This is a genomic window from uncultured Mailhella sp., assembly GCF_963931295.1.
In the GTDB taxonomy this organism is placed as follows: Bacteria; Desulfobacterota; Desulfovibrionia; order Desulfovibrionales; family Desulfovibrionaceae; genus Mailhella.
The window spans coordinates 2,551,683-2,573,354 of the sequence record NZ_OZ007001.1 but is presented as its reverse complement, the minus strand read 5'-3'; the positions used below and the strand labels follow the sequence as shown (position 1 = coordinate 2,573,354).

Annotated in this window: 20 protein-coding genes; 10 read left to right on the top strand and 10 right to left on the bottom strand. The window is 57.9% G+C overall.

Translation table 11 applies throughout. The features are described 5' to 3' along the window. The first annotated feature begins 389 nt into the window (after window positions 1-389). Entirely contained in the window at window positions 390-971 is a 582-nt protein-coding gene (locus tag ABGT79_RS10830) for a GDSL-type esterase/lipase family protein (RefSeq protein WP_346666183.1), read from the top strand. A 53-nt stretch (window positions 972-1,024) separates the two neighbouring features. Here ABGT79_RS10830 and ABGT79_RS10825 read toward each other — a convergent pair whose 3' ends face one another. After that, complete coding sequence (locus ABGT79_RS10825; protein WP_346666182.1) at window positions 1,025-2,272, bottom strand: MFS transporter; 1,248 nt, start codon at window positions 2,270-2,272, stop codon at window positions 1,025-1,027. A 963-nt stretch (window positions 2,273-3,235) separates the two neighbouring features. Beyond that, window positions 3,236-3,466, bottom strand: coding sequence for a hypothetical protein (locus tag ABGT79_RS10820; RefSeq protein WP_346666181.1), 231 nt, complete (start codon window positions 3,464-3,466; stop codon window positions 3,236-3,238). On the opposite strand from ABGT79_RS10820, the gene ABGT79_RS10815 reads away from it, so the two are divergent. The 3 genes from ABGT79_RS10815 to ABGT79_RS10805 all read left to right on the top strand — a co-directional run bounded on the left by ABGT79_RS10815 (window position 3,465) and on the right by ABGT79_RS10805 (window position 6,105). After that, complete coding sequence (locus tag ABGT79_RS10815) at window positions 3,465-4,118, top strand: OmpA family protein (RefSeq protein WP_346666180.1); 654 nt, start codon at window positions 3,465-3,467, stop codon at window positions 4,116-4,118. The genes ABGT79_RS10820 and ABGT79_RS10815 overlap by 2 nt on opposite strands. Window positions 4,119-4,304: 186 nt before the next feature. Continuing rightward, window positions 4,305-4,736 carry a YqaA family protein gene (locus ABGT79_RS10810; RefSeq protein WP_346666179.1) on the top strand — a complete coding sequence of 144 codons (432 nt, stop codon included), beginning with the start codon at window positions 4,305-4,307 and terminating at the stop codon, window positions 4,734-4,736. 388 nt (window positions 4,737-5,124) lie between these two features. Beyond that, window positions 5,125-6,105, top strand: coding sequence for a P1 family peptidase (locus ABGT79_RS10805; RefSeq protein ID WP_346666178.1), 981 nt, complete (start codon window positions 5,125-5,127; stop codon window positions 6,103-6,105). Between the two features lie 268 nt (window positions 6,106-6,373). Here ABGT79_RS10805 and dnaK read toward each other — a convergent pair whose 3' ends face one another. From dnaK to ABGT79_RS10790, 3 genes are all read right to left on the bottom strand, one after another. Next, entirely contained in the window at window positions 6,374-8,275 is a 1,902-nt protein-coding gene (gene dnaK / locus ABGT79_RS10800) for a molecular chaperone DnaK (protein ID WP_346666177.1), read from the bottom strand. A 533-nt stretch (window positions 8,276-8,808) separates the two neighbouring features. After that, window positions 8,809-9,582, bottom strand: coding sequence for a type I 3-dehydroquinate dehydratase (aroD, locus tag ABGT79_RS10795; protein ID WP_346666176.1), 774 nt, complete (start codon window positions 9,580-9,582; stop codon window positions 8,809-8,811). Between the two features lie 118 nt (window positions 9,583-9,700). Continuing rightward, complete coding sequence (locus ABGT79_RS10790; protein ID WP_294484748.1) at window positions 9,701-9,949, bottom strand: hypothetical protein; 249 nt, start codon at window positions 9,947-9,949, stop codon at window positions 9,701-9,703. A gap of 254 nt (window positions 9,950-10,203) precedes the next feature. On the opposite strand from ABGT79_RS10790, the gene murI reads away from it, so the two are divergent. Genes murI through ABGT79_RS10775 form a run of 3 tightly spaced genes read left to right on the top strand, consistent with a single transcriptional unit; the run spans window position 10,204 to window position 12,906 of the window. Beyond that, window positions 10,204-11,091: a glutamate racemase gene (murI, locus tag ABGT79_RS10785; RefSeq protein ID WP_346666175.1), complete on the top strand. Its 888-nt coding sequence runs from the start codon at window positions 10,204-10,206 to the stop codon at window positions 11,089-11,091. After that, the gene (gene truA, locus ABGT79_RS10780) at window positions 11,091-11,909 is read left to right on the top strand and encodes a tRNA pseudouridine(38-40) synthase TruA (protein WP_346666174.1); all 819 of its coding nucleotides are present in this window, start codon (window positions 11,091-11,093) and stop codon (window positions 11,907-11,909) included. Before murI ends, truA begins: the two co-directional genes overlap by 1 nt. Before the next feature lies 1 nt (window position 11,910). Next, on the top strand, window positions 11,911-12,906 hold the full coding sequence (locus ABGT79_RS10775; RefSeq protein WP_346666173.1) for a pseudouridine synthase: 996 nt from the start codon (window positions 11,911-11,913) through the stop codon (window positions 12,904-12,906). A 352-nt stretch (window positions 12,907-13,258) separates the two neighbouring features. On the opposite strand, the gene ABGT79_RS10770 is transcribed toward ABGT79_RS10775, so the two are convergent. Both ABGT79_RS10770 and ABGT79_RS10765 read right to left on the bottom strand, forming a co-directional pair. Beyond that, window positions 13,259-13,480: a TraR/DksA family transcriptional regulator gene (locus ABGT79_RS10770; RefSeq protein WP_294484757.1), complete on the bottom strand. Its 222-nt coding sequence runs from the start codon at window positions 13,478-13,480 to the stop codon at window positions 13,259-13,261. A gap of 131 nt (window positions 13,481-13,611) precedes the next feature. Then, complete coding sequence (locus ABGT79_RS10765; protein ID WP_346666172.1) at window positions 13,612-14,109, bottom strand: YhcH/YjgK/YiaL family protein; 498 nt, start codon at window positions 14,107-14,109, stop codon at window positions 13,612-13,614. A 495-nt stretch (window positions 14,110-14,604) separates the two neighbouring features. Between ABGT79_RS10765 and ABGT79_RS10760 the strand changes: the two genes are divergently transcribed. The 3 genes from ABGT79_RS10760 (at window position 14,605) to ABGT79_RS10750 (ending at window position 18,729) form a co-directional block, all read left to right on the top strand. Next, complete coding sequence (locus ABGT79_RS10760) at window positions 14,605-15,210, top strand: recombinase family protein (protein WP_346666171.1); 606 nt, start codon at window positions 14,605-14,607, stop codon at window positions 15,208-15,210. A 1,052-nt stretch (window positions 15,211-16,262) separates the two neighbouring features. Further along, on the top strand, window positions 16,263-18,191 hold the full coding sequence (locus tag ABGT79_RS10755) for an autotransporter outer membrane beta-barrel domain-containing protein (RefSeq protein WP_346666170.1): 1,929 nt from the start codon (window positions 16,263-16,265) through the stop codon (window positions 18,189-18,191). 127 nt (window positions 18,192-18,318) lie between these two features. After that, the gene (locus ABGT79_RS10750) at window positions 18,319-18,729 is read left to right on the top strand and encodes a hypothetical protein (protein ID WP_346666169.1); all 411 of its coding nucleotides are present in this window, start codon (window positions 18,319-18,321) and stop codon (window positions 18,727-18,729) included. 290 nt (window positions 18,730-19,019) lie between these two features. On the opposite strand, the gene ABGT79_RS10745 is transcribed toward ABGT79_RS10750, so the two are convergent. From ABGT79_RS10745 to ABGT79_RS10735, 3 genes are all read right to left on the bottom strand, one after another. Next, window positions 19,020-20,033 carry a cytochrome-c peroxidase gene (locus tag ABGT79_RS10745; RefSeq protein WP_346666168.1) on the bottom strand — a complete coding sequence of 338 codons (1,014 nt, stop codon included), beginning with the start codon at window positions 20,031-20,033 and terminating at the stop codon, window positions 19,020-19,022. Continuing rightward, the gene (locus ABGT79_RS10740; RefSeq protein ID WP_346666167.1) at window positions 19,982-20,419 is read right to left on the bottom strand and encodes a heme-binding domain-containing protein; all 438 of its coding nucleotides are present in this window, start codon (window positions 20,417-20,419) and stop codon (window positions 19,982-19,984) included. The genes ABGT79_RS10745 and ABGT79_RS10740 overlap by 52 nt, the downstream gene beginning before the upstream one ends. A gap of 826 nt (window positions 20,420-21,245) precedes the next feature. Beyond that, window positions 21,246-21,671 (bottom strand): aspartate carbamoyltransferase regulatory subunit, encoded by a 426-nt coding sequence (locus ABGT79_RS10735; RefSeq protein WP_294484769.1) that lies wholly within the window; start codon window positions 21,669-21,671, stop codon window positions 21,246-21,248. Between the last annotated feature and the right edge of the window lies 1 nt (window position 21,672).

Sequence of the window (21,672 nt, the reverse complement as noted above, 5' to 3'; positions counted from 1 at the left end):
ACGCTCCTTCATATTTTATTTAACTATTTTTAATTAGTCTATTTTATACAAAAAAATAACATTCAACACATATATATTATAAAAAAATTACATTGATAACTCATACAAATACCATCAAATAATATGATTGTTTTGTTTTTTATTATACATATTATTTACTCAATTGATGTATAAATTGATACATATAACATCCCAGGACTCTTTTCGGCATGCATCCTAATGAATGCTTTTCATTAGAGGAGTCAATAAGCTGCCGGCTCAGTTTTCCTTTTAGAAAAGTGTGGCCCCCTGTGGAAAAACCGAACGTCGTGCAGCACGCTTATCTGACATGATTTCAATGCGCTTGAAACGGCTTGCAGAGGGATAAAAAAGACTTCATGATGACGGCTGTGCATACTGACTCAACCACCTTTCGAGGCACGATCATGAACATTCTTTGCATAGGCGACAGCCTTACCTACGGTTATGGCGTCGGCCGTTCGGAAACGTGGTGCGCGCTGGCTTCGCAGCTTACGGGGCATGAGTTCATCAACAAGGGAGTCAACGGTGCGACCACCGGAGAAATGGCGGAACAGCAGCTCTACGGCGACGAAGTTCTCGTCATGGGAGGCCTGAACAATTTTTTCATGGGTATGCCCGTTTCCGTGCCGCTTGCGGACATTCGCAGCATATGCGAACGCGCCGTGAACCTGGGAATCCGGCCCGTGGTGGGGATTCCCATGCAGATTTCTCCAAATGTTTCGGAAGCCTGGTGCGAAGGCCCCATCGACATGGACATCGTGCGCTCCGCCTACGCCGAATTTGCCTGCGCCCTTCTGCAGCAGTGCCTGAACGACGGCACGGAATACATCGACTTTCGTCCCGTCATCGGCCCTGAGTATCTTTCCTTTGACGGCATACACCTCAACAGATGCGGCCATGAGCACATGGCAAACGCCGTTGCCGCACACTGGAACGCCCGAAGAAAATAACGGTGCACAAATTCTGACGGCCCTGGCTCTTTCTCCGCCCGCGCCTCGAACGTCTATTCCGAGCGCCCCGCACTGGTCGGCTTCAATGTTCCGGCAAAGGAAGGCAAGAGCCTGGTTGCCGCAATGAAGACGGCAAGCCCCACGCACGGAGCCGCGGCAAGCGCAAGAAAAGCTGCGCTGTAGCTGACATGATGAGCAAAAAGCCCGCCGTAGGTATTGCTCAACGAAGCTCCTACGCCCTGAACGGTAAGCACCATGCCGAGGCCCATGTTGATATGTCCGCTGCCCTGAAGCAGACGCGCAACAATGCCCGGCGTAGCCACGCCCAGAAGACCGGCGCCGACGCCGTCGAGCATCTGCACGGGAATGATGTTCCACGGACTTTCCCACAATCCGGCAATGCATCCGCGAATCGGAAGCGCCAGCAGAGCCAGAAGAAAAAGCCATCCGTAGCCTTTTTTCTGGGCGACTTTCGCGCCCCAGAGCGCCATGACTATCATGGTGGCCTGCGCCAGCACTACGGTTCCCGCCGTGTAGGCCGCGCCGTTCACACTGAACCTGGCAACGGCGGACTGCCCCAGAAGAGGCAGCAGCGCCGCATTGCCGAGATGGAAGAAAAACAGCGTGACTGCTACGGCAAGCAGACCTTTGTCCACAAAGAGCAGACGAAAATTCCGCGCGGGCCGCTCCCTGCTCGGCGACTCCGAAGGTTCAAGACCGCGCGCGGCGGCATAGTCGATATGCTCGGGATTGATGCGGGCCAGACTGAACAAGGCCAGCGCTCCCATGACCGCCATCACGAAGAACACGCCGGGAATGCCGAAAAAGTATCCTACCGTTCCTCCGAGCACGGCGGTCGAGGCGTTGCCGGCATGGCTCCAGGCTTCGTTTCGGCCGAGCCTGGCGGTAAGCCCATTCTGCCCCACCATGCCCAGCGTGATGCCGGTAAGCGCGGGAGCAATGGCCGCCGCCGCGATGCTTTGAAGAAGTCGGGAGAAACCGGCGGCCGCCGCGCCGCTCTGCACAAAGACCAGTCCGCAGCCCGCCACGATAAGACATACGCTTGCCGCAATGAGTCTGCGCTTGTGCCGCGTGTGATCGGCCAGCGCCCCGAGCGGCGTGATGCAGAACAGTTCGGCCAGCCCTCCCGCAGTCATGACAAAGCCGATCTCATCGGGCGTCCAATTCTGTTCCTGCAAATATACGCCGAGAAAAGGTCCCAGGCCGTCGCGCACGTCAGCAAGAGCAAAGCAGAGCAAAGAGAGAAATATCAGCGATCCTTGTTTCGACGCGTTGGACATCTATTGCCTCTTTTTACCTAACATCATGAATTTTCAAAAAATTTTTTACTGTTCTAGCAATGGGCATGAAAAAGTCAACTGCTGCCTGTTTACTGTATTTTGGCTGAGTCATTCCATGAAAAACATACTGATGTACGCACAAAAATCAACAACTCAATGAATAATAAATAACATAATGGATAATATTGTCTGCATAAAAAACATATTGCGTATCTAATTCTCATAAAAAAAGCAATGCTGCGCTTTAAAGACATGACTTTTGTCCTTATCAAAAGTTTTTGCACAACTTTTTATCTATTTTCATCAAAACTTCTCTTGTCTTCTTCGAAAGATACAGTGTTTTAAATAAAAAAAACCAGCCTGTCCGGGATAGTCGGCAGGCTGGTCGTGCAGAGGAAAACAAAAAGAGGAGGGTATGGAAGGTTTCGGGTCACGAGGTCTCGGCGTGACCGTCAACGCTTATCTTCTAGCCGGAAGAGGTAAAAAGGTCACGTTTCAAACTCTTTCTCCGTGTTTCGCTACCTTGCGCAGCGCCATGAGCGTCCTACCCGTTTCCGGCAACGCCGTGCTCCGTATGCAGAGGTCCGTCCGCTGTACCGTATGAGTCCTTCAGGAGCGACGCCTCGGCGACACGAGCCACTCTGCCCGATACCCGAAAACGCGTTGAACACGACTTCCGGCCGCAGCGCTCCCGTCTGTTAACGCAACACCGGTCTGATCGGAGGAGGTCTCGACCAGACCGGCACACAGGAGGAAAGCAGACACAAGAGAATATGCAAAGGTTTTCCAAGGGGGAAGAGGCAACCTGCATGCTATTTTTATAGCACAGTTCCCCGAAAAGTCATGTTTCAAACTCTTTCCGGCTCTTGAAACACTTTGAAAGGCTTTCGGGAAGATCTTAAGGCAACTGATTTTTTGTCCTTTCGCGGTCGAGCGTCATTCTCCGGCCATGCACGGATCGAGCTATCCATGGAAATTCCATAACTTTTTCTTTCTTCCTTTCTGCATGACGGAAAACACGCTTCCCGCAGGTGCTTCAAGCGTACTCAGACCGCGTGTTTGCCTTTTGCCATGGTCGCGGCTATTCTTTTCGCGAACTTGCGCTTTTCCGACGTGTTTCAGCTCCGTTGCCGCAAACATGTCCGGCGAAAACGCGCATCTTTCATCCCAAAAAGCAAGGAAGGAATACTCCATGAAAAAACTCTGCACGCTCGGACTCATTGCCACGCTGCTGCTCGGCAGCGGCTGCGCCATGCAAAGCAACACCGGCAGAGGCGCAGCCTACGGAACCGCCGGAGGAGCAGCCGCCGGAGCCATTCTCGGTCAGATCATCGGCGGCAACACCAAGTCCACGCTCATCGGCACGGCCGCAGGCGCCGTCATCGGCGGCCTTGCGGGAACCGGCGTCGGAGCCATGATGGACAAGCAGGAAAACGACATGCGTCAGGCGCTGGCCAACTCCGAAGCCGTGGCCGTTCAGCGCGAAGGCAACGCCCTTGCCCTCACCTTCAAGAGCGACTTCACCTTCGACGTGAACTCCTCCAGCATCCGTCCCGGCCTCTACTCCGAGCTCGACCGCGTGGCGCAGGTGCTCTCCGCCTACCCGCAGACCACCATTCTCATTGCCGGCCACACCGACAGCACCGGCTCCGACGCCTACAATCAGCAGCTTTCCGAACGCCGCGCCCAGAGCGTGAAAAACGCCCTTGTTCAGCGCGGAATTGCGGCAGGCAGAATTCAGGCCGTGGGCTACGGAGAAAGTTCTCCCATTGCCGACAACAGCACGGAATACGGCCGTCAGCAGAACCGCCGCGTCGAAGTGCGCATCAATCCGGTGCAGCAGTAAAAACGGATTCCGGCAGCTCAACGGCAGCGCGTCGTCCTGCCGGATGTGCCTGTTCCAAGGAGCGGAGCGTCCGTCCGGGCGCTCCGCGGCCGGCCTTTTTCCCTGCCCTTCATCGCTCAGCACTCGGAAACACTCTCCTTTCCGGCGTCTTCGTTTCCGGCCTTCGACGCGCTTTCCGGCCCTTTCATGACGGAATACCTTCTCATGTTCTTCGTGGCCTTCATTTCCGCCACGCTGCTCCCCGCCCAGTCGGAAGCGCTGCTTGTGGCGCTTGTGGCCGAAGGCTCGCACTCGCCCTGGCTTCTTGTGGCCACGGCCGCCACGGGCAACACGCTCGGCGCGGCGGTCAACTGGCTGCTGGGCCTTTTTGCCCAGAGGCTCAGGAACAAACGCTGGTTTCCCGTGAAGGAATCCGCCCTTCTCCGCGCCGAGGCCTGGTATCACAAATATGGACGCTGGTCTCTGCTCATGAGCTGGCTGCCGCTCGTCGGCGACGCACTTACCGTGGCGGCGGGCGTTCTCCGGGAACCCTTCCGCTCTTTTCTGCCCATCACCTTTACGGGCAAGCTGCTGCGCTACGTGGTGCTGATCGGCATGTATCTGATGGTCCGCGAGTGAACTCTGCATGAGCCGCCGACCTCTTGCCGCAAAGGCAGGAGCGCGGGCAACGCGCCCTCTGCAGGAGAAGGGAAAAAGCGTGCCCGCAAATATCGGAAAGTCTGCTCCACGTCAAATGCTCCCTCCCATCCCTGCGGAAAAGCAAAGACCCAACCAGCAGCAAAAATTCGTCTGATACGCAACTCTGCGGAAAAACTGCTCACGTCCGACTCGCAGGCTCAATTCGGCAAGCTGTCGAACTGCTTCGAAACATAAAGCCGCTGCAAGAGCCTTCAGTAAAGCCATCACGCGCCTTTTAGGATAACGACTCGACTGACGCCTCCCATTTACCCGCAACGATACCCGCAGACCCTTTTCCGACACGTCGAACACGGTTCAAGGAGAACTCATGAAATCTTTTCTGACGGAAATACCGCTGAGCGACATTCCCGGATTTTTTATCGGACACGCTCAGGATAAGAGAGGCATGACGGGCTGCACCGTTGTGCTTGCCGAAACCGACATGGCTGCGGGACTCGACGTTCGCGGCGGCGGCCCTGCGTCCCGCGAAACGGAGCTGCTCTCCCCCGTGGCCGCCTGCGAACGCATTCACGCCGTGCTGCTTGCCGGCGGCAGCGCCTTCGGGCTGCGCGCGGCGGACGGCGTCATGCGCTTTCTGGAAGAGCGAGGCCGGGGGTTCGACACCGGTTTCGCTCACGTTCCGCTGGTGTGCGCCTCCTGTCTGTACGATCTCGGCATAGGAGACGCTTCGGCCCGGCCCGATGCCGACATGGCCTATCATGCCTGCCTCGACGCCGCCGGGAACCGCGTCGCGTGCGGCAATGTCGGCGCTGGCACGGGCTGCACCGTGGGCAAGCTCAACGGAGCGGAATTCATGATGAAATCCGGCCTCGGCTGCTATGCGGCGCGCATGGGAGACGTCATGGTGGGAGCCGTGGTTGCGGTCAACGCGCTGGGCGACGTGTTCGACATCGACACAGGAAAGCGCCTCGCCGGCATGCTCTCGCCGGACAAAAAGAGCTTTGCGGACAGCGAACGGGAACTGCTGCGCACCTGCGCCGAACGCGCGGACAATCTCTTCACCGGCAACACCACCATCGGCTGCGTGCTCACCAATGCAGCATTCGACAAGACCCGGCTGAAAAAAATTGCCGCCATGTCGCACAACGGTCTTGCCAGAACCATACGTCCGGTTCACACTTCCGCCGACGGCGACAGCATCTACGCGCTCTCGTCGGGGCGCGTGCGCGCCCATCAGGACGCCGTGGGCACCCTGGCCGCCTACGTCATGGGAAAAGCCGTCAACGCGGCCGTGCGCTGCGCCGTCGGCACGGCAGACTGCCCTGCCGCGCGCGATCTTTCGTTCTAGCGCGGCCCTTCCCCGGCAACAAACCATCGCGCCGCAAACACATTCCGGTCGTGAGACCAGGCCCTTCTTTCAGGCACAAAAAAACGCCTTTTCCCGTCGCGGACATGCCGTTCGAGGAAAAAGGCGTTTTCATTATGGCGCGCATGCCGCGCGTGGGAGGAGGGACGGCTGCGGTGCTGCCGAGCCCGCGCCGCCCGAAGAAAAGAGGAAGGCCCCCGTCCGGGCGGGACGGGGGCCTGAGATCGGTGTTCAGACGGAAACCGAGGGCTTACTTCACTTCGGTGAAGTCGGCGTCAACAACGTCGTCATCCTTCTTGCCGCCGCTCTGCTGAGCCTGCTGTCCGGCCTGAGCGCCCTGCTGCTGAGCCTGAGCGTTCTTGTAGAGCATTTCAGCCAGCTTGTGGGAAGCCTGCGAGAGGTCGTCGGAAGCCTTCTTGATGGCATCGGTGTCGGTGCCTTCCATGGCCTTCTTGAGCACTTCGGTCTTGCTTTCCACGTCGGACTTGACCGCAGGATCAACCTTGTCGCCGAGATCCTTGAGGGACTTTTCGGTAGCGTAGATCAGGGCGTCAGCCTGGTTGCGGGCCTCGATGTTTTCCTGCTTCTTCTTGTCTTCCGCGGCGTTGGCTTCAGCTTCGCGCACCAGCTTGTTGATCTCTTCTTCGCTGAGGCCGGAAGAAGACTTGATCTGGATGGACTGTTCCTTGCCGGTGCCGAGGTCCTTGGCGGACACGTTCACGATGCCGTTGGCGTCGATGTCGAAGGTAACTTCAATCTGCGGCACGCCGCGGGGCGCGGCGGGAATGCCGGTGAGCTGGAAGTTGCCCAGAGTCATGTTGTCGGCCGCCATGGGGCGTTCGCCCTGCAGAACATGAATGTCCACGGCAGGCTGGTTGTCCGCAGCGGTGGAGAAGGTCTGACTCTTGCGGGTAGGAATGGTGGTGTTGCGGTCGATCAGCTTGGTGAACACGCCGCCCATGGTTTCAATGCCGAGGGAAAGCGGAGTCACGTCGAGCAGCAGCACGTCCTTGACGTCGCCGGTGAGAATGGCGCCCTGAATGGAAGCACCCATGGCCACCACTTCATCGGGATTCACGGAACGGTTGGGATCCTTGCCGAAGAATTCGCCGACCTTCTTCTGCACCAGAGGCATACGGGTCATGCCGCCGACCAGAACCACTTCGTCGATGTCGGAAGCGGAGAGACCGGCGTCGGCAAGAGCCTTGCGGCAGGGTTCGATGGAGCGTTCCACCAGATCCATGACCATCTGTTCGAGCTTGGCGCGGGTGAGGGTCATCATGAGATGCTTGGGGCCGGTGGCGTCAGCCGTGATGAAGGGCAGGTTGATCTGGGTTTCCAGAGAGTTGGAGAGTTCCTTCTTGGCGTTTTCAGCCGCTTCCTTCAGACGCTGCAGAGCCATGCGGTCCTGCGACAGATCAATGCCGTACTGGCCCTTGAATTCATCCACCATGTAGCGGATGATGCGCTGGTCGAAGTCTTCGCCGCCGAGGAAGGTATCGCCGTTGGTGGCGCGCACTTCCACGACGTTGTCGCCGACTTCGAGGATGGAGATATCAAAGGTGCCGCCGCCGAGGTCGTACACGGCGATCTTTTCATTGGCCTTGCGGTCGAAGCCGTACGCCAGAGAAGCGGCGGTAGGCTCGTTGATGATACGCTTCACTTCAAGACCGGCGATTTTGCCGGCGTCCTTGGTGGCCTGACGCTGAGCGTCGTTGAAGTAGGCAGGCACAGTGATGACGGCTTCGGTCACAGGTTCGCCGAGGTATGCTTCGGCGTCCTTCTTGAGCTGGCCGAGAATGACGGCGGAAATTTCCTGAGGGCTGTAGTCATGCCCGTCCACGCGCACGGCGGCGTCGCCGTTGGCGGAAGCCACGATGGCGTAGGGAGCGTGCTGCATCCAGTGCTGCACTTCAGGAGAATCGGCGCGACGGCCCATGAGACGCTTGACGGCGAAAATGGTGCGGTCGGGGTTGGTGACAGCCTGACGCTTGGCGGTTTCGCCCACCAGACGTTCCTTATCGGTAAAAGCGACGATGGACGGAGTGGTCCGGCCGCCATTGGGATTGGAGATGCACTTGGGCTCCTTGCCTTCCATCACATAAACGCAGCTGTTGGTGGTGCCAAGGTCGATACCAATAATCTTGCCCATACTATATTTCCTCCTCAGATATTGCACATGTTGGGGAAGAGCCCGCCCTGAGGGCTGAACTCTTACATGCAATAGGTAATTCCGTTTTGCGGTCCGTCTAGGGGGGAAGGAAAAATTTTTTTGAAAATTGTCGATTTCGGTCAAACAGCCGGAGACGAGCGCGCCGTCTGTACGAAAGACGCGGGAACCGCCTGCGCCTCATGTTTCGCCGCAGGCCCGCAGAACACGCCCACCCCCGCCCGTCCCGCGTTCTGGGCAGCAGACCGCTTTCCATTCAGCGCCCTCTGCGCGCCTTTCACGGCTTCTCTCGCGTCTTCCGGACAAAAAGAACCGCCTCTCCCGACAGGCCGGAAAAGACGGTTCTTCTTTATTTAAGGAACTATGGTCAGACGGACGGAGCGCCATGCTCCCGCGACGATCTGAGCAGGCTCAAGGAACAGCGCATGCTCCCGCCGGGGACGCCGCATGTTTTCTGCAAAGATGCAGGCAACACCAAGGCTCAGTCATCGGCAGCGCCGGAGCGCCTTTGCGCCCTAGGCTCCGCCGCAGGCCTCATCGAGCGCGCGCAGCACACAATCGAGAGAGGATACGTCCATCTGCCCCGGAGCGCTGGCGCTTTTCGCCGAGCCGAAGGTGGCGGCGCTGCCGAAGCTCTGTCCGCACACGCGGCTCACCACGCCGAGCGGCCCCATGCTCATGGTCACGACCGGCTGATGCGCCCTTCGCGACGCCTCTTCCGTGGCGGCGAGCAGAGAGAGCACGTCGGCCCTGCTCTGCGGCATGACCGCGATTTTAAGAATGTCGGCTCCAAGCTCGTCCTGCATGAAGAGCAGACGACGCACCATTTCCTCCCTGGGAGGCGTGGCGGAAAAGTCGTGATTGCTCGCCACCACGGGAATCCCGCAGGCATGGGCCCGGGCAATGATCTCTTTGGATCTGCCGGAACGGAAAAAGGCTTCCACGTCCAGCGCGTCGATCTGGCCGCTTTCGCAAAGCTTCGCGCAGAGCGAGGCATACCCCTCGTCGCTTACCGGGCAGCAGCCGCCCTCATCCGTGGTGCGGAACGTGGCCAGAAGCGGCACGGTCAGCGCCTGCCGAAGCGCAAAAAGAGCCTCAAGCACGGCCGCCTCATCCACGCCGGAAGAGCCGCAGAACATGTCTACCCGCCATTCGGCCATGTCGGCGGGAAGAGAGGAAAGCCGCTCCGCCTCCTCGCACAGACCGGACAGGTCGGAAGAGGTGAGCGGAACAATGATGCAGGGACGCCCCCTGCCTACGGCAAGACGACCTATGTGAACAATATTCATGACATTCCCGAAGTTGCGAGTGATCCGCGCGAAACAAAAGACCGCGCACGAGCGCGAAAAAAACACGCGTCGTGCAGCCTTTTTCTGCACTGCGGAACGAAAAACGCGCCCCGTTCAATCAGATCCAGGGGTCGTTGTCCGCCTCGTCAAGGAACTTGTAGGAACGCACATAGATGCGGCGCTGATCTTCTTCCATGACATTGCACAGCAATTCCACGGGAGATCCGACCATTTCTGCCAGATCCGCCCCCGCTCCGCGGGGAAAGATAGGCCATTCCTGTTCTTCTTCATCAAGAAGTGCAACGCGGCAGGGGCCGCCTTCAAGGGGAGAAACTGTACCTCTGAGCGTGACCGAAGCGGAACTCATGCAAAAAGCCCTCAAAACATCAAAAAATCACTGGTCCAACGGACCTCAAGGCCCGGCAGCGCGTCCGGGATTTCTTGTACTGTGTTTGTTACAGTTCAGTTTTCTTGTCAAGACGCCTGCGGCATGAAAAGGTCTTCTTTCCGCAAAAATCTGGTCCGCCGCCCCCGCGACCGCTTCCCGGCATTGACCCCACCCTCTCCCCCGCGTTAGGAACAAGGGACTCAAGTCCCATATTTCCAAGACGCGAGGACTCCATGATTACCACTCAAGGCCTTTCCTCCAGCCTTTCCGCTCTGCGCGAGCTGCCCATAGGACTCTTCGATTCCGGCGTGGGCGGCATGACGGTGCTGCGCGCCATGCGGGAACAGCTTCCCAACGAATCGTTTCTCTACCTGGGCGACACCGCCCGCATGCCCTACGGCACCAAGGGCGTGGAAACCGTGCAGAGATACGCGCTGGAAGCTGCCGACAAGCTGGTGGAACGCGGCATAAAGCTGCTCGTCATCGCCTGCAACACCGCCACGGCCGCGGCGCTTCCTCTGGTGCAGGCCGCGCATCCCGACATCGACGTGGTGGGCGTGGTCGAACCCGGAGCCGAAGCCGCCTGCCGGGCCACGAAAAGCGGCTACATTGCCGTCATCGCCACCAGCGGCACCATACGCGGCCGCGCCTACGAACGGGCCATTCTTCAGCGCATGCCGCAGGCGCGCATTTCCGCGCTCGCCTGTCCGCTGTTCGTGTCCATGGTGGAGGACGGGCTGCTTGAAGGTCCGCTTGCCGAAGGACTGGCGGCCCGGTATCTCGATCCGATTTTTCACGATCCACGCGAACAGGGGCTGGAAGTCCCCGACACGCTGGTGCTGGCCTGCACGCATTTTCCGCTTTTGCGCAACGCCATAGCCCATGTGGCGGGCGAAGGGGTCACGCTGGTGGACTCCGCCGGCAACACCGCGCGCGACGTGCGAAAGCTCCTGCAGGAAAAGCATCTCGCCCGCGGCTCCGGCCCCGATGTGGGCATGCCTCTCTGCCCCGGCTCCGTGCGCTTTCTCACCACCGACGACGTGCCCCGCTTCACCCGCATGGGCGAACTTTTTCTGGGCATCCCCATAGCACCCTGTACCGTAGAACTGGTGGAACTCTGATGCCGCGTCTCAAGCTCACTCTCGCCTATGTAGGAACCCATTACCACGGCTGGCAGATTCAGGCCTGGAAAGACAGGGAAGATCCGCCCACCGTGCAGGCCTGCGTGGCCGAAGCCGTCTCCCACGTGGCGGGCAGGCCCACCCACGTGCAGGGCGCGGGCCGCACCGACGCCGGCGTTCACGCCGACGCGCAGGTGGCCCACTGCGACATTCCCGAAGAGCGCGCACACGTGCGCTGGCAGCTGGCGCTGAACACGCTGCTGCCCCGCGACATCCGCGTTCTCGACGCGCGCATCGTGCCCGATTCCTTCGACGCCTGCTTCAGCGTGAAGCGCAAGGCCTACACCTATTCGCTGTGGCTCGATCATCTCTGCACGCCGCCCAAGCTCTACCCCTTCGTGTGGGCGTGCGGTCCGCTCGACTTGGACCGCTTCGACGCCGCCGTCGAACACCTTGTGGGCACGCACGACTTCGCGGCATTGCAGAACGCGGGCACGCCGCACAAAAGCACGGTGCGCACCATTTTCAGCATCACGCGCAATCCCGCGCGCACGCCGGACGCCGCCCTGCCCGAAGGCTGCCGTCAGATCGACGTGCGCTTCGAGGCCAACGGCTTTCTCAAGCAGATGGTGCGCAACCTCGTGGGGCTCATGGTAGCCTGCGGACGCGGCAAGTTCGACCCCGAAGCCGTTCCCGCGCTGCTTGCCTCCGGCGACAGGCGCAAGGCACCCTTCACCGCGCCGCCGCAGGGCCTGACCATGACGCAGATATGGTATGAAGGCGATCCCCGGCCGGAAGGCTGGATAAGCGAGGAATAGCATGACGCGCCTTACGGTTCTGCCCGAAGAAAACGACGTCAGACTCGACCGCGTGCTCGAACGCCTGCTGCCCGGCATGGGACTGCGCGGACGCCGACGCCTCTGCGAACTCGGTCTGGTGGAAGTGAACGGCCGGCCCGCGCCGCCTTCGCGCAAAATGCGTCCGGGCGACGTGGCCGAAGTAAGGGAGGCCGCGCCCGCCGACGCCTCGACGCCGTCTGCCGAAACGCAGACGGCTTCCGGTCGCGCCCGGCTCTTTCCCGAAGACCGGCCGCGTCTTGTGACCTGCACGCCGCACCTTGCCGCCGTGTACAAGCCCGCGTCCATGCACACGGAAGCTCTTGCCGGAAAGCCCGGCGTCAGTCTTCAGGCCATGCTCCCCGAAATTATCGGCGAAGCGTGCCATGCCTCTCTTCTGAATCGTCTGGATTTTCCCACGTCCGGACTGGCGACGGCCGCGCTGGACGAGCTCGGAGAGCGGCAGTACCGCGACGCGCAGGAACGCGGACTCACGGTGAAGCGCTATCTGGCGCTGCTGGAAGGCGCGCTTGAACACGACGCGCTCGCCGCGCAGAAACTGCTGTTGAAAAACCGCTCCCGCGTGCTGGTGGAGCTGGCCGAGCACCCCGACAAGCGCCGTCACACCGAAGTGCACCCGCTGGCCGTGCTGAACGCCGCCGACCTCTGCCGCCGACTGCATCTCAAAGAACACGGATGGACAGGCCGTCTTCCCTCCGCCGTCACGCTGGCAGGATGCACCATTTTAAAAGGAGCGCGGCATCAGATACGCGCCCACTGCTCGGCGCTCGGTCATCCGCTCCTTGGCGACAGGCGCTACGGCGCGCAGCTGCATCCCGACGAGAAAGACGACGAAGCCTTCTTTCTGCATCACGGGCGGCTCATCATGCCCGCTCTCGACGCTCTGGCGCTGCCCGTCTGGCTGCCGCTGCTGGACGGACGCACCGCCGCTCAGGCCGAACACTGGCTGAAGCGCTGAACGAACACGCTCTCCGGCAACGAAAATCCCTTCTCAGCAAACGTCGGGCCAAGCCCGCTCCGACGCCGCCTGTCCGTCCCTGACCGGAGCACGACCCCGGCGAGCCTCGCCTGTGCGCGACCGCCCCACTTCGCCCTCATCAACGCAACCCCGCCCGCAGGAAAACCCGCTTTTTCCTGCGGCTGATTCGGGCCCTGCCCGCGGGCAAGATGCTCCGGAAGCGACGCGCCAGAGCTCGCCTTGCCCGGCTGCGGCAAAACGTCGTTCTTCGACGGCCTCAAACCGCCGACGCCGGAAACAAAAAATCCGCCGCATCAGACGACACGGCGGATCTTTATTTTCATGGGGCGACCTACTGGCGTTCCTTCTCCCATTCTTCCTGGCAGGCAAGGCAAAGTCCCACGCCGGGAATCGCCTTCAGACGGGCCTCGGGAATGGGCTCTCCGCATTCGCGGCAGCAGGGCTTCCCGTCTATCCATTCCGGGCCTTCCTGATAGCCGACGTTCGCGGCCTGACGCAGCGCGGATTCACGTTCAATTCTTTCCAGTTCCGTAGCCTGATCAAAAACATCCATAATCTGCTCCTGAAAAGCTCCTGCTCCGGCCGTGCCGGAAAGAGCGTAAGGCAATGGGGCTGAGCGCGACCGGAGAAAGCCCGCGCTCTGGACTCGCGGAAAAGCCGGAACGCTTTTCCTCAAAACACAGGTTACCGGCAGTGCGGCGCAGACAGCTTGTCCGCCGGTATCTTGACCACAAGCTTCTTCACCTTGTTGCTGCAGGCCCGCTGACAGGGCATGTGCGCCTCGCCGGGCAGCACCAGGGCAAACAGCCCCGGCCGCAGATGAACTCGACAGGCCGCTTCGGGCTTTTCCGCATAGAAAACAAGATCACGTCCGTTGTCGCGCATGCTTTCCACTTCTTCCCCTTGCAGGGGAAACACGTCAAGAAACTCGTCGCCGGAAAGCACGGCCTGAATATCAGCCATGAGATCGTGACTTTCGTAGCGTGCCTGCGACTCATCTTTGGGCTCGTACGTCTCCACGGAGACCATGACGCCGCCCTGCTCGGGCCCGCCCGCCAGCGGATAGCGACCGTCCGGCAGGGCCTCTCCCTGTTCGACAAGCTTCATCAGTTCGGGGAAGAATTCACTCCAGAGAGCGCCGAGCGCATACCGGGAACCACGTTGAAAAGTATCAATAATCATGCTCAGTGAAACTCCACATGTTACCGCCGGCCGGAACATCCGACTTTGGGTGAACGATGGGCGAGAATGCCTTGTGCGTCAGGCAATGTCAAGAGCTCGCCGCGTTTTTCCGCATCACGCCGTCCTGAACTCTTTTCAGGCGACCGCTTCCCCATGAGTCTGCATCCGCCGGGCCTGTGCGGAACGCCGCAGGCCGTTTATCCCCCCTTCGGTTGACGGATATCAAGCGAACCCAATAAAAACGATTCTGCAAAGATGGCGAATGTGGACCGCAACAGCCATCGAAGCTGCGTCACGCGTCCACACCGGAGAAAGATAACCCGGGGACACCCCCCGAACAAAAAGGAGAAAAATATGTTGATCGGCATCCATCAGCTCAACGGCTCCAGAATTCACCGCTTCCACACCCCCCGCAATCCCCTGAAGGACGGCCCGGATGATGAAGACCTGTAGCAGCGCACTCCCGGGCAGTCGCCGCAATCAGGAGCCGCTGCCATGACGGGAAAGACCTACGGATACATACGCGTCTCCAGCAAGGATCAGAACGAAGACCGTCAGGTCATGGCCATGGAAAAACATGCCATAGAGAAAGACAACATCTATATGGATAAACAATCCGGCAAGGACTTTCACCGCCCTCAGTATCGGGCCATGCTCCGCCGGCTCAGACCGGGCGACCTCGTCTGCATCGCCAGCATCGACAGGCTGGGACGAAACTATGAAGAAATACAGAGACAGTGGCGACTGCTTACCAAGGAAATGAATGTGGACATTCTGGTACTGAACATGCCGCTGCTCAACACCAGACAAAACAAGGATCTTCTCGGCACGTTCATAGCCGATCTTGTGCTCCAGATCCTTTCCTTTGCCGCACAGAACGAGCGGGAAAACATTCGTCAACGTCAGGCGGAAGGCATTGCCGCAGCCAGAAAGAAGGGCGTGCGCTTCGGACGTCCGCCCATGCCGCTGCCGAAGGAGTTTCCCATGGCGCTCCGACTGTGGACCGAAGGAAAAATAACCCTGGCCCATGCTGCCAGGATGTGCAACATGGCGGAATCCTCATTCCGCTACAGGGCGATTCCGAAGCATAACTCCCAATAATCCCACAACAAAAAAGTGTACTTTTTCGAGCCCCTTCCGGTTCCAGGTTCGCCATAAGGTAAACATACTCTAAAACCGTTTATAATTCCAGCAAAAAATATATAATACCCTCCTTAATAGAACGTCTGTTCGAGTCAGCGAAAAAGTACACTTTTTTGTTTTCCCTTCTCCATTTCATTTTTTAAATGGAGGAGAGCATGAAAAAATCGAAACATATCGTCAAAATTCATAAAAAAATATATAATACTCTTATATTATATATTAAAATATGTTTAATATTAATTATTTCAATTTCAATTATTCCATTATTTACATATATATCATTTGCAAATGATTATACACAACCATCTAAAATTGAAAGCAGTGGAACATATTATTTTAAAGAAGGAAATATTGATAATGAATTTTTTGATGTATACATATCAAAAAATGATGAAAATCCTATAAATATTACTCTAAACATTGAAAATCAAGGAACAATATCAATAAATAATACAGGATCATGGGCAAGTATCGATTTGTATAATGGAGGCGATCACTTATTGAACACTCCTCCCGCTATTGCCCAAATTAATGGAAATATTAATATATATCAAACCATGAAAACAAACACGGATTGCAGGGCCATCAATATTTTTAATAGTACAAACGAACAGGATAAGCTCACTATTACAGGAAAGACATCCATCGATATCGACACTGCTCCAACAGAGGATGCAAACTATTCAACTAACTGGCTGGAAGCCATACGATCTTTGGGAGGAACCGTTAATTTAAATGGCGGCACTCATATCTCCATGGATATCACAGGAGAAGAACAATCTCCACTCCTTAGCGACTATTATATTGCCGGCATACTCGCTCTTTCCACCGATGAAAATGCCATACTTTATGAGGATTATATTGAACCTCCTGATTTCAATACAAAAATCAATTTAAAAGGAGAAAGCACTATTGACGGCATTACTGTAAAAACTTCAAGTCAGTACTTTGTTTCATCGGCCGCCCTTGAGGCCTCAGGTACAAAAGCCTCCATTAATGTCGATGGCTCCATGGTCATACGCGATATGACTACTCAAAATACACAGGGAGATGCCTACACCTATGGCGTCTATACAGAAAATGGCGCACAGATAACCTTCAACGACGCTCTCAGCATAAGCAATCTCAAGGCCACCTCTCTGAGCAATAACCATACGGAAGCGTTCGCACTTGTCTCCTACGGCGGAGGAATTTCCGTGCCCCCCAGTGACAAGGACATCATTATTGTCGGAGAAACGGGAGCTTTTTCTCAGGAAGAAACAGATATTCCGAACATCAACGTTCGATTTAACACCGCTAACTCCAGTCTCACCGGCATTGCCATGCTCAGAGAACCGGACTGGATAAACGGAGGGCTCAAGGACGATGGCGGAATCATTGATTTTTCCTTCGCCCCAGGCGCCACATGGAACGTGATTCCTGCCGACAGCAGTACTGTAAGCAACTATCTGCATCAGGAGGACGAGCTCCTTTTCAGCGAAGTGACTTCTCTGAACCTCGACACGGGCGCGAACGTCTATCTCGGAAGCATGAAGAGTTCATGGGATTTCTTGCCTCAGGGGTTCACAACTTCCCCGTTCGGCACGACATCCGATATGGCGTCCACTCCCGTTCAGCTCCGCACTAAAGAGCTTAACGGAAACGGAAACTTTTATCTACGTACCGACCTTCATCAGGATATTTCCGACAGCGTACTCATTACCGAATCACTTTCCGGTTCCCATACACTCCATGTAAAAGGCGGCGGAAGCGGCGATCTGATCAAGGAACAGACGAACAGCTATCTGGCAAGAACTGAGTTCGTCAACGATGGACTAGGCAATGAATTCTCGCTGGCCAAAAATTCTCATGGTCAGGAACTGGTGGATCTGGGCGTTTATAACTACCGATTGAATCATTCACAAAGAAACAATGGCCGCGAATGGTATCTGGTCAGGGAAAACGCGCCTGTCGAACCAGGAACTCCTGCGGGGCCTGATACCGATTCCTTTTCTCCCACGGGCGAAGCCGAAGCCGCGCTTTCCGGTCTCGCCGGGCACTATGCCATGTGGTACGGTTATCAGACGGATCTGCGCAAGCGCCTCGGCGAAGTCCGCTACGGCACACAGACCGGTCTGTGGGTGCGGGGCTTTGCCGACAAGGCCCGGCTCGACGGCCTTGCCGGAACGAGCTTCACGCAGAACCTTGTAGGCGGATCCATAGGCTACGACACGCTGGCGGACGTTGATGAAACCTATATGTGGATTCTCGGCATGCAGATCCGCAGCGGTCACGCCGACCAGAGCACGAACGGACGCTGGGGCGGATACGGCGATCTGACCAGCGTAGGCGGCGGCCTGTACTCTACCTGGGTTCATGTTGACGGCTGGTATCTCGACGCCGTAGCCACCATGGACTGGTACAATCACGAAATACGCGCCGCCATGCTCGACGGAACTCCCGTACACGACGACCGTTCGTCCTACGGCATAGGCGCTTCTTTGGAAGGCGGAAGAAAAATGGACTTCGCCTTCAGCAACGAGGGCCGGGATTACTGGTTCCTTGAACCTCAGCTCCAGCTTTCCTGGTTCTGGGTGAGAGGCGGCAGCTTCACCAGCAGCAACGGCATGACCATCGATCAGAGCGACATGGCCTCCCTCACGGGCAGAGCCGGTCTGGTGCTCGGCAAAAAGTTCACGCTGGACGAAAAAGACGGCCCCCGCTATGTGCAGCCCTATGTGAAGGCAGGCGTGAACCACGAATTCCTCGGCGAACAGCGAGCCCGCCTCAACGGTCTGGACATGCGCTCCGATCTTGATGGAACCCGCGTGTACTACGGCCTCGGCGTGGACTGGCAGCTCTCGGACGACATTCGCCTCTACATGCAGGCGGAACGCGAACACGGCGAAAACTTCACCCGCGAATACAACATGTCCGCGGGCTTGAAGTGGCGCTTCTAGTCTGAACGGGCGGGCAGGCTCCCTTTGCCGCGTCCGCCCGCGTTATGAGGATTTCATGCGCACCGCCGCATCATTTCTGCTCTGTCTTGCTGTTCTGTGCTTCGCCTCCCCCGCTCATGCGAAGAATATGCCTGCTCCTTCCTGGGGTGCGTCCGTCTCCTTTGTTCTCGAGCAGCACGCCCCCTCTTCCTTTTTCGGCGAAACAAGCAAAAGTCTGCTCTTTTCCGTGCCCGTGTATGTTCTGAGCACAAAAGAAAGCATACACGGACATCCCTGCTCCGTACTGTACTCCTTTTTTGAAGGAAAACTTCTGGAATACATGATGTTCTTTTCCGGGGAAAAAGAATCTCTGCACCGGGAAATCAGAGCATGTTTTCTGAAAGAACATCTTCCCTACCAGGGCCCGTACTTTGCCGGGATAGAAGACGTTTTCATCAGCAAAGACCACTCAACGTTCTACCTGCTCCTCTCCGGCAGGGAAACCATGATCTACGCCCTTGACGCCAGAGCCTACGACAACTTCATGAACCGGCGCTGACGCGCGAAGCTCCGCAAATCGGCAAACGTGTGCCGAGGCTTCGGCGTCGCGCCGCGAACGACGGCAAAACCTTGCATTCATCCAGGCCTGCGTTTCTTCTGCCGCGCCCTCTCCCTTATGACGACTCTACCGACCAGACCACAACGCCCGCTCCGCTCCGCCGAGAAAAAGCGCCGCGGAAGCACTCCACGGCGCGTCATCAGTGCGGGCGCACAGGCGTGTTTTCGCTTCCTGTGCGCCCGCAGATTCATGACTGGTCACAAGCGGCGCTCAACGAATGCGCCTACCTCTCAGCGTTCCACAGGCGTTCCGGTCAGCGTCTTGCCCTGAAATTCTCCGGTCAGCGTGCGCAGGAAGGCCACAATGAGACGACGATCACCGTCGGACACGGGAATGCCCGAAAGATACCGGCCCATCACGGCAACGCTTTCGTCCAGCGTGGTCACGGTGCCGTCGTGCATGTAGGGATGCGTGAGCTCCACGTTGCGCAGGTTCGGAACCTTGAAGCGGTGCAGATCGTCCTGATTGCCGGTAAAGCCCATGAGGCCCTTGTCCGAGTTCAGCGGATTGCCCCGCTCGGCAAAATAGTCGGCCTTGAGATCCATGTACTCAAAGGACTGTCCGCCCACGCTGCGCCCCACATGGCAGCTTGCGCAGCGATACTGCTTGAACAGGCGATACCCTTCCGCCTCCTCCGCCGTAATGGCCGCATCGTCGCCGCTCAGCCACTTGTCGAAACGACTGTTCGGGGTGATGAGCGTCTTTTCATACTCGGCAATGGCGTCGGTAATGTTCTGCACGGTCCATCCGTCGGCATAGATGGTTCCAGCCTCGGCCGTGAGCGCCTCATCGGCGGAAAGTCTTGCAATAATCTCCTCCCAGCCGGAGCAGCCCATTTCAATGGGATTGAGCGGCGGCCCGCCCGCCTGCTCCTGAAGATCCGCGGCGCGGCCGTCCCAGAACTGACGGACGTTGAACACCGCATTGAACATGGTGGGCGCGTTGATGTCGCCGAACTGCTTGCGTATGCCTTCCGAGAAGCGGGAATTGTCCGTGCCCGCCTTCTCGTACAGATGACAGCCGGAACAGGCCAGCGTGCTGTCGGCGGAAAGGCGCTTGTCGTTGAACAGCTTTTCGCCGAGCGCCGCCTTCTTCACGTCCACGGCGAGATGCGAGGGCAGAGGCTGCAACGGCTCGTTGGCCCGCTTTTCCGCAGCCGGTCCGGTGGCGTAGTACGCGGCACGGGTCGTTTTCACCCAGTGCAGAATGTTTTCCCTGTCCTTGTCGTCAGTCTGCTGCCCCAATGCACCACGGTGAACTTGGCCGGAGGCATGGTGTTGTTGAGCACCACCCACTCCATCTTCGCCACGGCCACTTCCCCTACGGGCCGGTCCTTCGCCGCGCCCACAAGCTCCTGATTCAGATCCATGGCGCGCAGTCCGTCGCGGTAATCCTGCTCAATGATCTGTCTGATGCCGGGAATCTTCGCATAGAAGGGCAGATCGTAATTCCGGCTGTGACAGGCCATGCACTTGTCGAGCACGATGTCCGACACTTCCTGGAACTTTTCCATGGACGGCACCTGCTCCAGGGGCTTTTTTCCCTGATCCGCGGTTGCCTGCATTTCCGACGGCATGGCCATCAGCGCCGCCGCGCACAGCGCGGCCAGAGGCAGAAGTATCCTCTTCATCTCGTTCCTCCTCGCGGCTTTTGCCGCGCCTTTCCCCGCCGGGACGGCATGTCGGCACAAAGGACGGGGCTGCTTCGTGCGGACATGGGAGGCATGTTAAAAAAATAACAATTTTATAACAATAGTTACTATTACTAATAATATTTTTCTTTTCAAAATTTTTTTGTACCAGGTCGGAAAGTTCTGCTCACGGGCTTTTCCTCCTTCCGACGGAGAGCAATGCCCTTCGAGTCCGCCCTCGCGTTCCTCTCCCCCGGCTCTGAGTGGACACTCGCCATTCCGATTTTCTCCTGCAATGACTGGACGTTCAGCACCGGCAGCGCGCCGGGACGCATCTGCCTCCGGAAACGCAAACGAGACACTCGTGAACGCGTGATGTCGGAGCGCTGCGGCCCGAAGGCTCGAAACAACGCCGGTCACGGCTCCGACAATTGTCTCCTGTCTTGCCGACGCTCGGATCCTTCGCGCCCGGACAAACGGCAATATCCCCAAAGCACAGGGTTCGGTCATGCGCGCACCGGCGCGCGGGAAATCTCGCCCACCGGAAGGACTCGGCGCTCGACTGCGCCCCCGCCCCCCCGCGCATGGACGCCTCTCACGGCGCTTCATCAGATGCGCCCGACAATCTTCTACGTTCGAGACGCCGCGCCCAGGGCCCGCGCTCTGCCGAAACGGTCCGGCTCGCCTTGCACCGGCGCGTTTCACGACGATGACGCCGCGCCTTCCGGAAAAGGCATGAAAAAACGCCGCGGAATCTCTTCCACGGCGTTGATGTTCAGGCAAAGCGTCGCCCTGCCGATGCCCGCCTGGCATCGGCAGGAAACGGCTAGTCGCCGCCCTTGGCCCTGCTTTCGCAGTAGATGCAGCGATACACGCGCTTTTCCCTGTCCGTCAGCTTGAAGATGTGCGGCAGTTCCTGCTCGGTCGAGGTGATGCAGCGGGGATTCTTGCAGCGGATGACGTTGGTCACCCGTTCCGGCAGTTCCACGCTGAACTTGCGGTCGAGCTTGCCGTCGCGCACGATGCTTACGGTGATGCCCGGATCCACATAGCCGAGCACGTCGAAATTGAGATCGATGATCTCGTCGATTTTGATGATGTCCTTGCGGCCCATCTTTCTGCTGGTGACGTTCTTGAGCACGGCCACGGAGCACTGAAGCTTGTCCAGATTGAGAATGCGGTACAGCTCCATGCTGAGGCCCGCCCTGATATGGTCGAGAACGATGCCGTTGGAAATCGCGTCGATGACCATG

Coding starts and splice junctions, on each gene's coding strand:
- ABGT79_RS10825 (WP_346666182.1), bottom strand. CDS start 2,272: ATGTCCAACGCGTCGAAACAAGGATCGCTGATATTTCTCTCTTTGCTC.
- ABGT79_RS10815 (WP_346666180.1), top strand. CDS start 3,465: ATGAAAAAACTCTGCACGCTCGGACTCATTGCCACGCTGCTGCTCGGC.
- ABGT79_RS10820 (WP_346666181.1), bottom strand. CDS start 3,466: ATGGAGTATTCCTTCCTTGCTTTTTGGGATGAAAGATGCGCGTTTTCG.
- ABGT79_RS10810 (WP_346666179.1), top strand. CDS start 4,305: ATGACGGAATACCTTCTCATGTTCTTCGTGGCCTTCATTTCCGCCACG.
- ABGT79_RS10805 (WP_346666178.1), top strand. CDS start 5,125: ATGAAATCTTTTCTGACGGAAATACCGCTGAGCGACATTCCCGGATTT.
- dnaK (WP_346666177.1), bottom strand. CDS start 8,275: ATGGGCAAGATTATTGGTATCGACCTTGGCACCACCAACAGCTGCGTT.
- aroD (WP_346666176.1), bottom strand. CDS start 9,582: ATGAATATTGTTCACATAGGTCGTCTTGCCGTAGGCAGGGGGCGTCCC.
- ABGT79_RS10790 (WP_294484748.1), bottom strand. CDS start 9,949: ATGAGTTCCGCTTCGGTCACGCTCAGAGGTACAGTTTCTCCCCTTGAA.
- murI (WP_346666175.1), top strand. CDS start 10,204: ATGATTACCACTCAAGGCCTTTCCTCCAGCCTTTCCGCTCTGCGCGAG.
- truA (WP_346666174.1), top strand. CDS start 11,091: ATGCCGCGTCTCAAGCTCACTCTCGCCTATGTAGGAACCCATTACCAC.
- ABGT79_RS10775 (WP_346666173.1), top strand. CDS start 11,911: ATGACGCGCCTTACGGTTCTGCCCGAAGAAAACGACGTCAGACTCGAC.
- ABGT79_RS10770 (WP_294484757.1), bottom strand. CDS start 13,480: ATGGATGTTTTTGATCAGGCTACGGAACTGGAAAGAATTGAACGTGAA.
- ABGT79_RS10765 (WP_346666172.1), bottom strand. CDS start 14,109: ATGATTATTGATACTTTTCAACGTGGTTCCCGGTATGCGCTCGGCGCT.
- ABGT79_RS10760 (WP_346666171.1), top strand. CDS start 14,605: ATGACGGGAAAGACCTACGGATACATACGCGTCTCCAGCAAGGATCAG.
- ABGT79_RS10755 (WP_346666170.1), top strand. CDS start 16,263: ATGGTCATACGCGATATGACTACTCAAAATACACAGGGAGATGCCTAC.
- ABGT79_RS10750 (WP_346666169.1), top strand. CDS start 18,319: ATGCCTGCTCCTTCCTGGGGTGCGTCCGTCTCCTTTGTTCTCGAGCAG.
- ABGT79_RS10740 (WP_346666167.1), bottom strand. CDS start 20,419: ATGAAGAGGATACTTCTGCCTCTGGCCGCGCTGTGCGCGGCGGCGCTG.
- ABGT79_RS10735 (WP_294484769.1), bottom strand. CDS start 21,671: ATGGTCATCGACGCGATTTCCAACGGCATCGTTCTCGACCATATCAGG.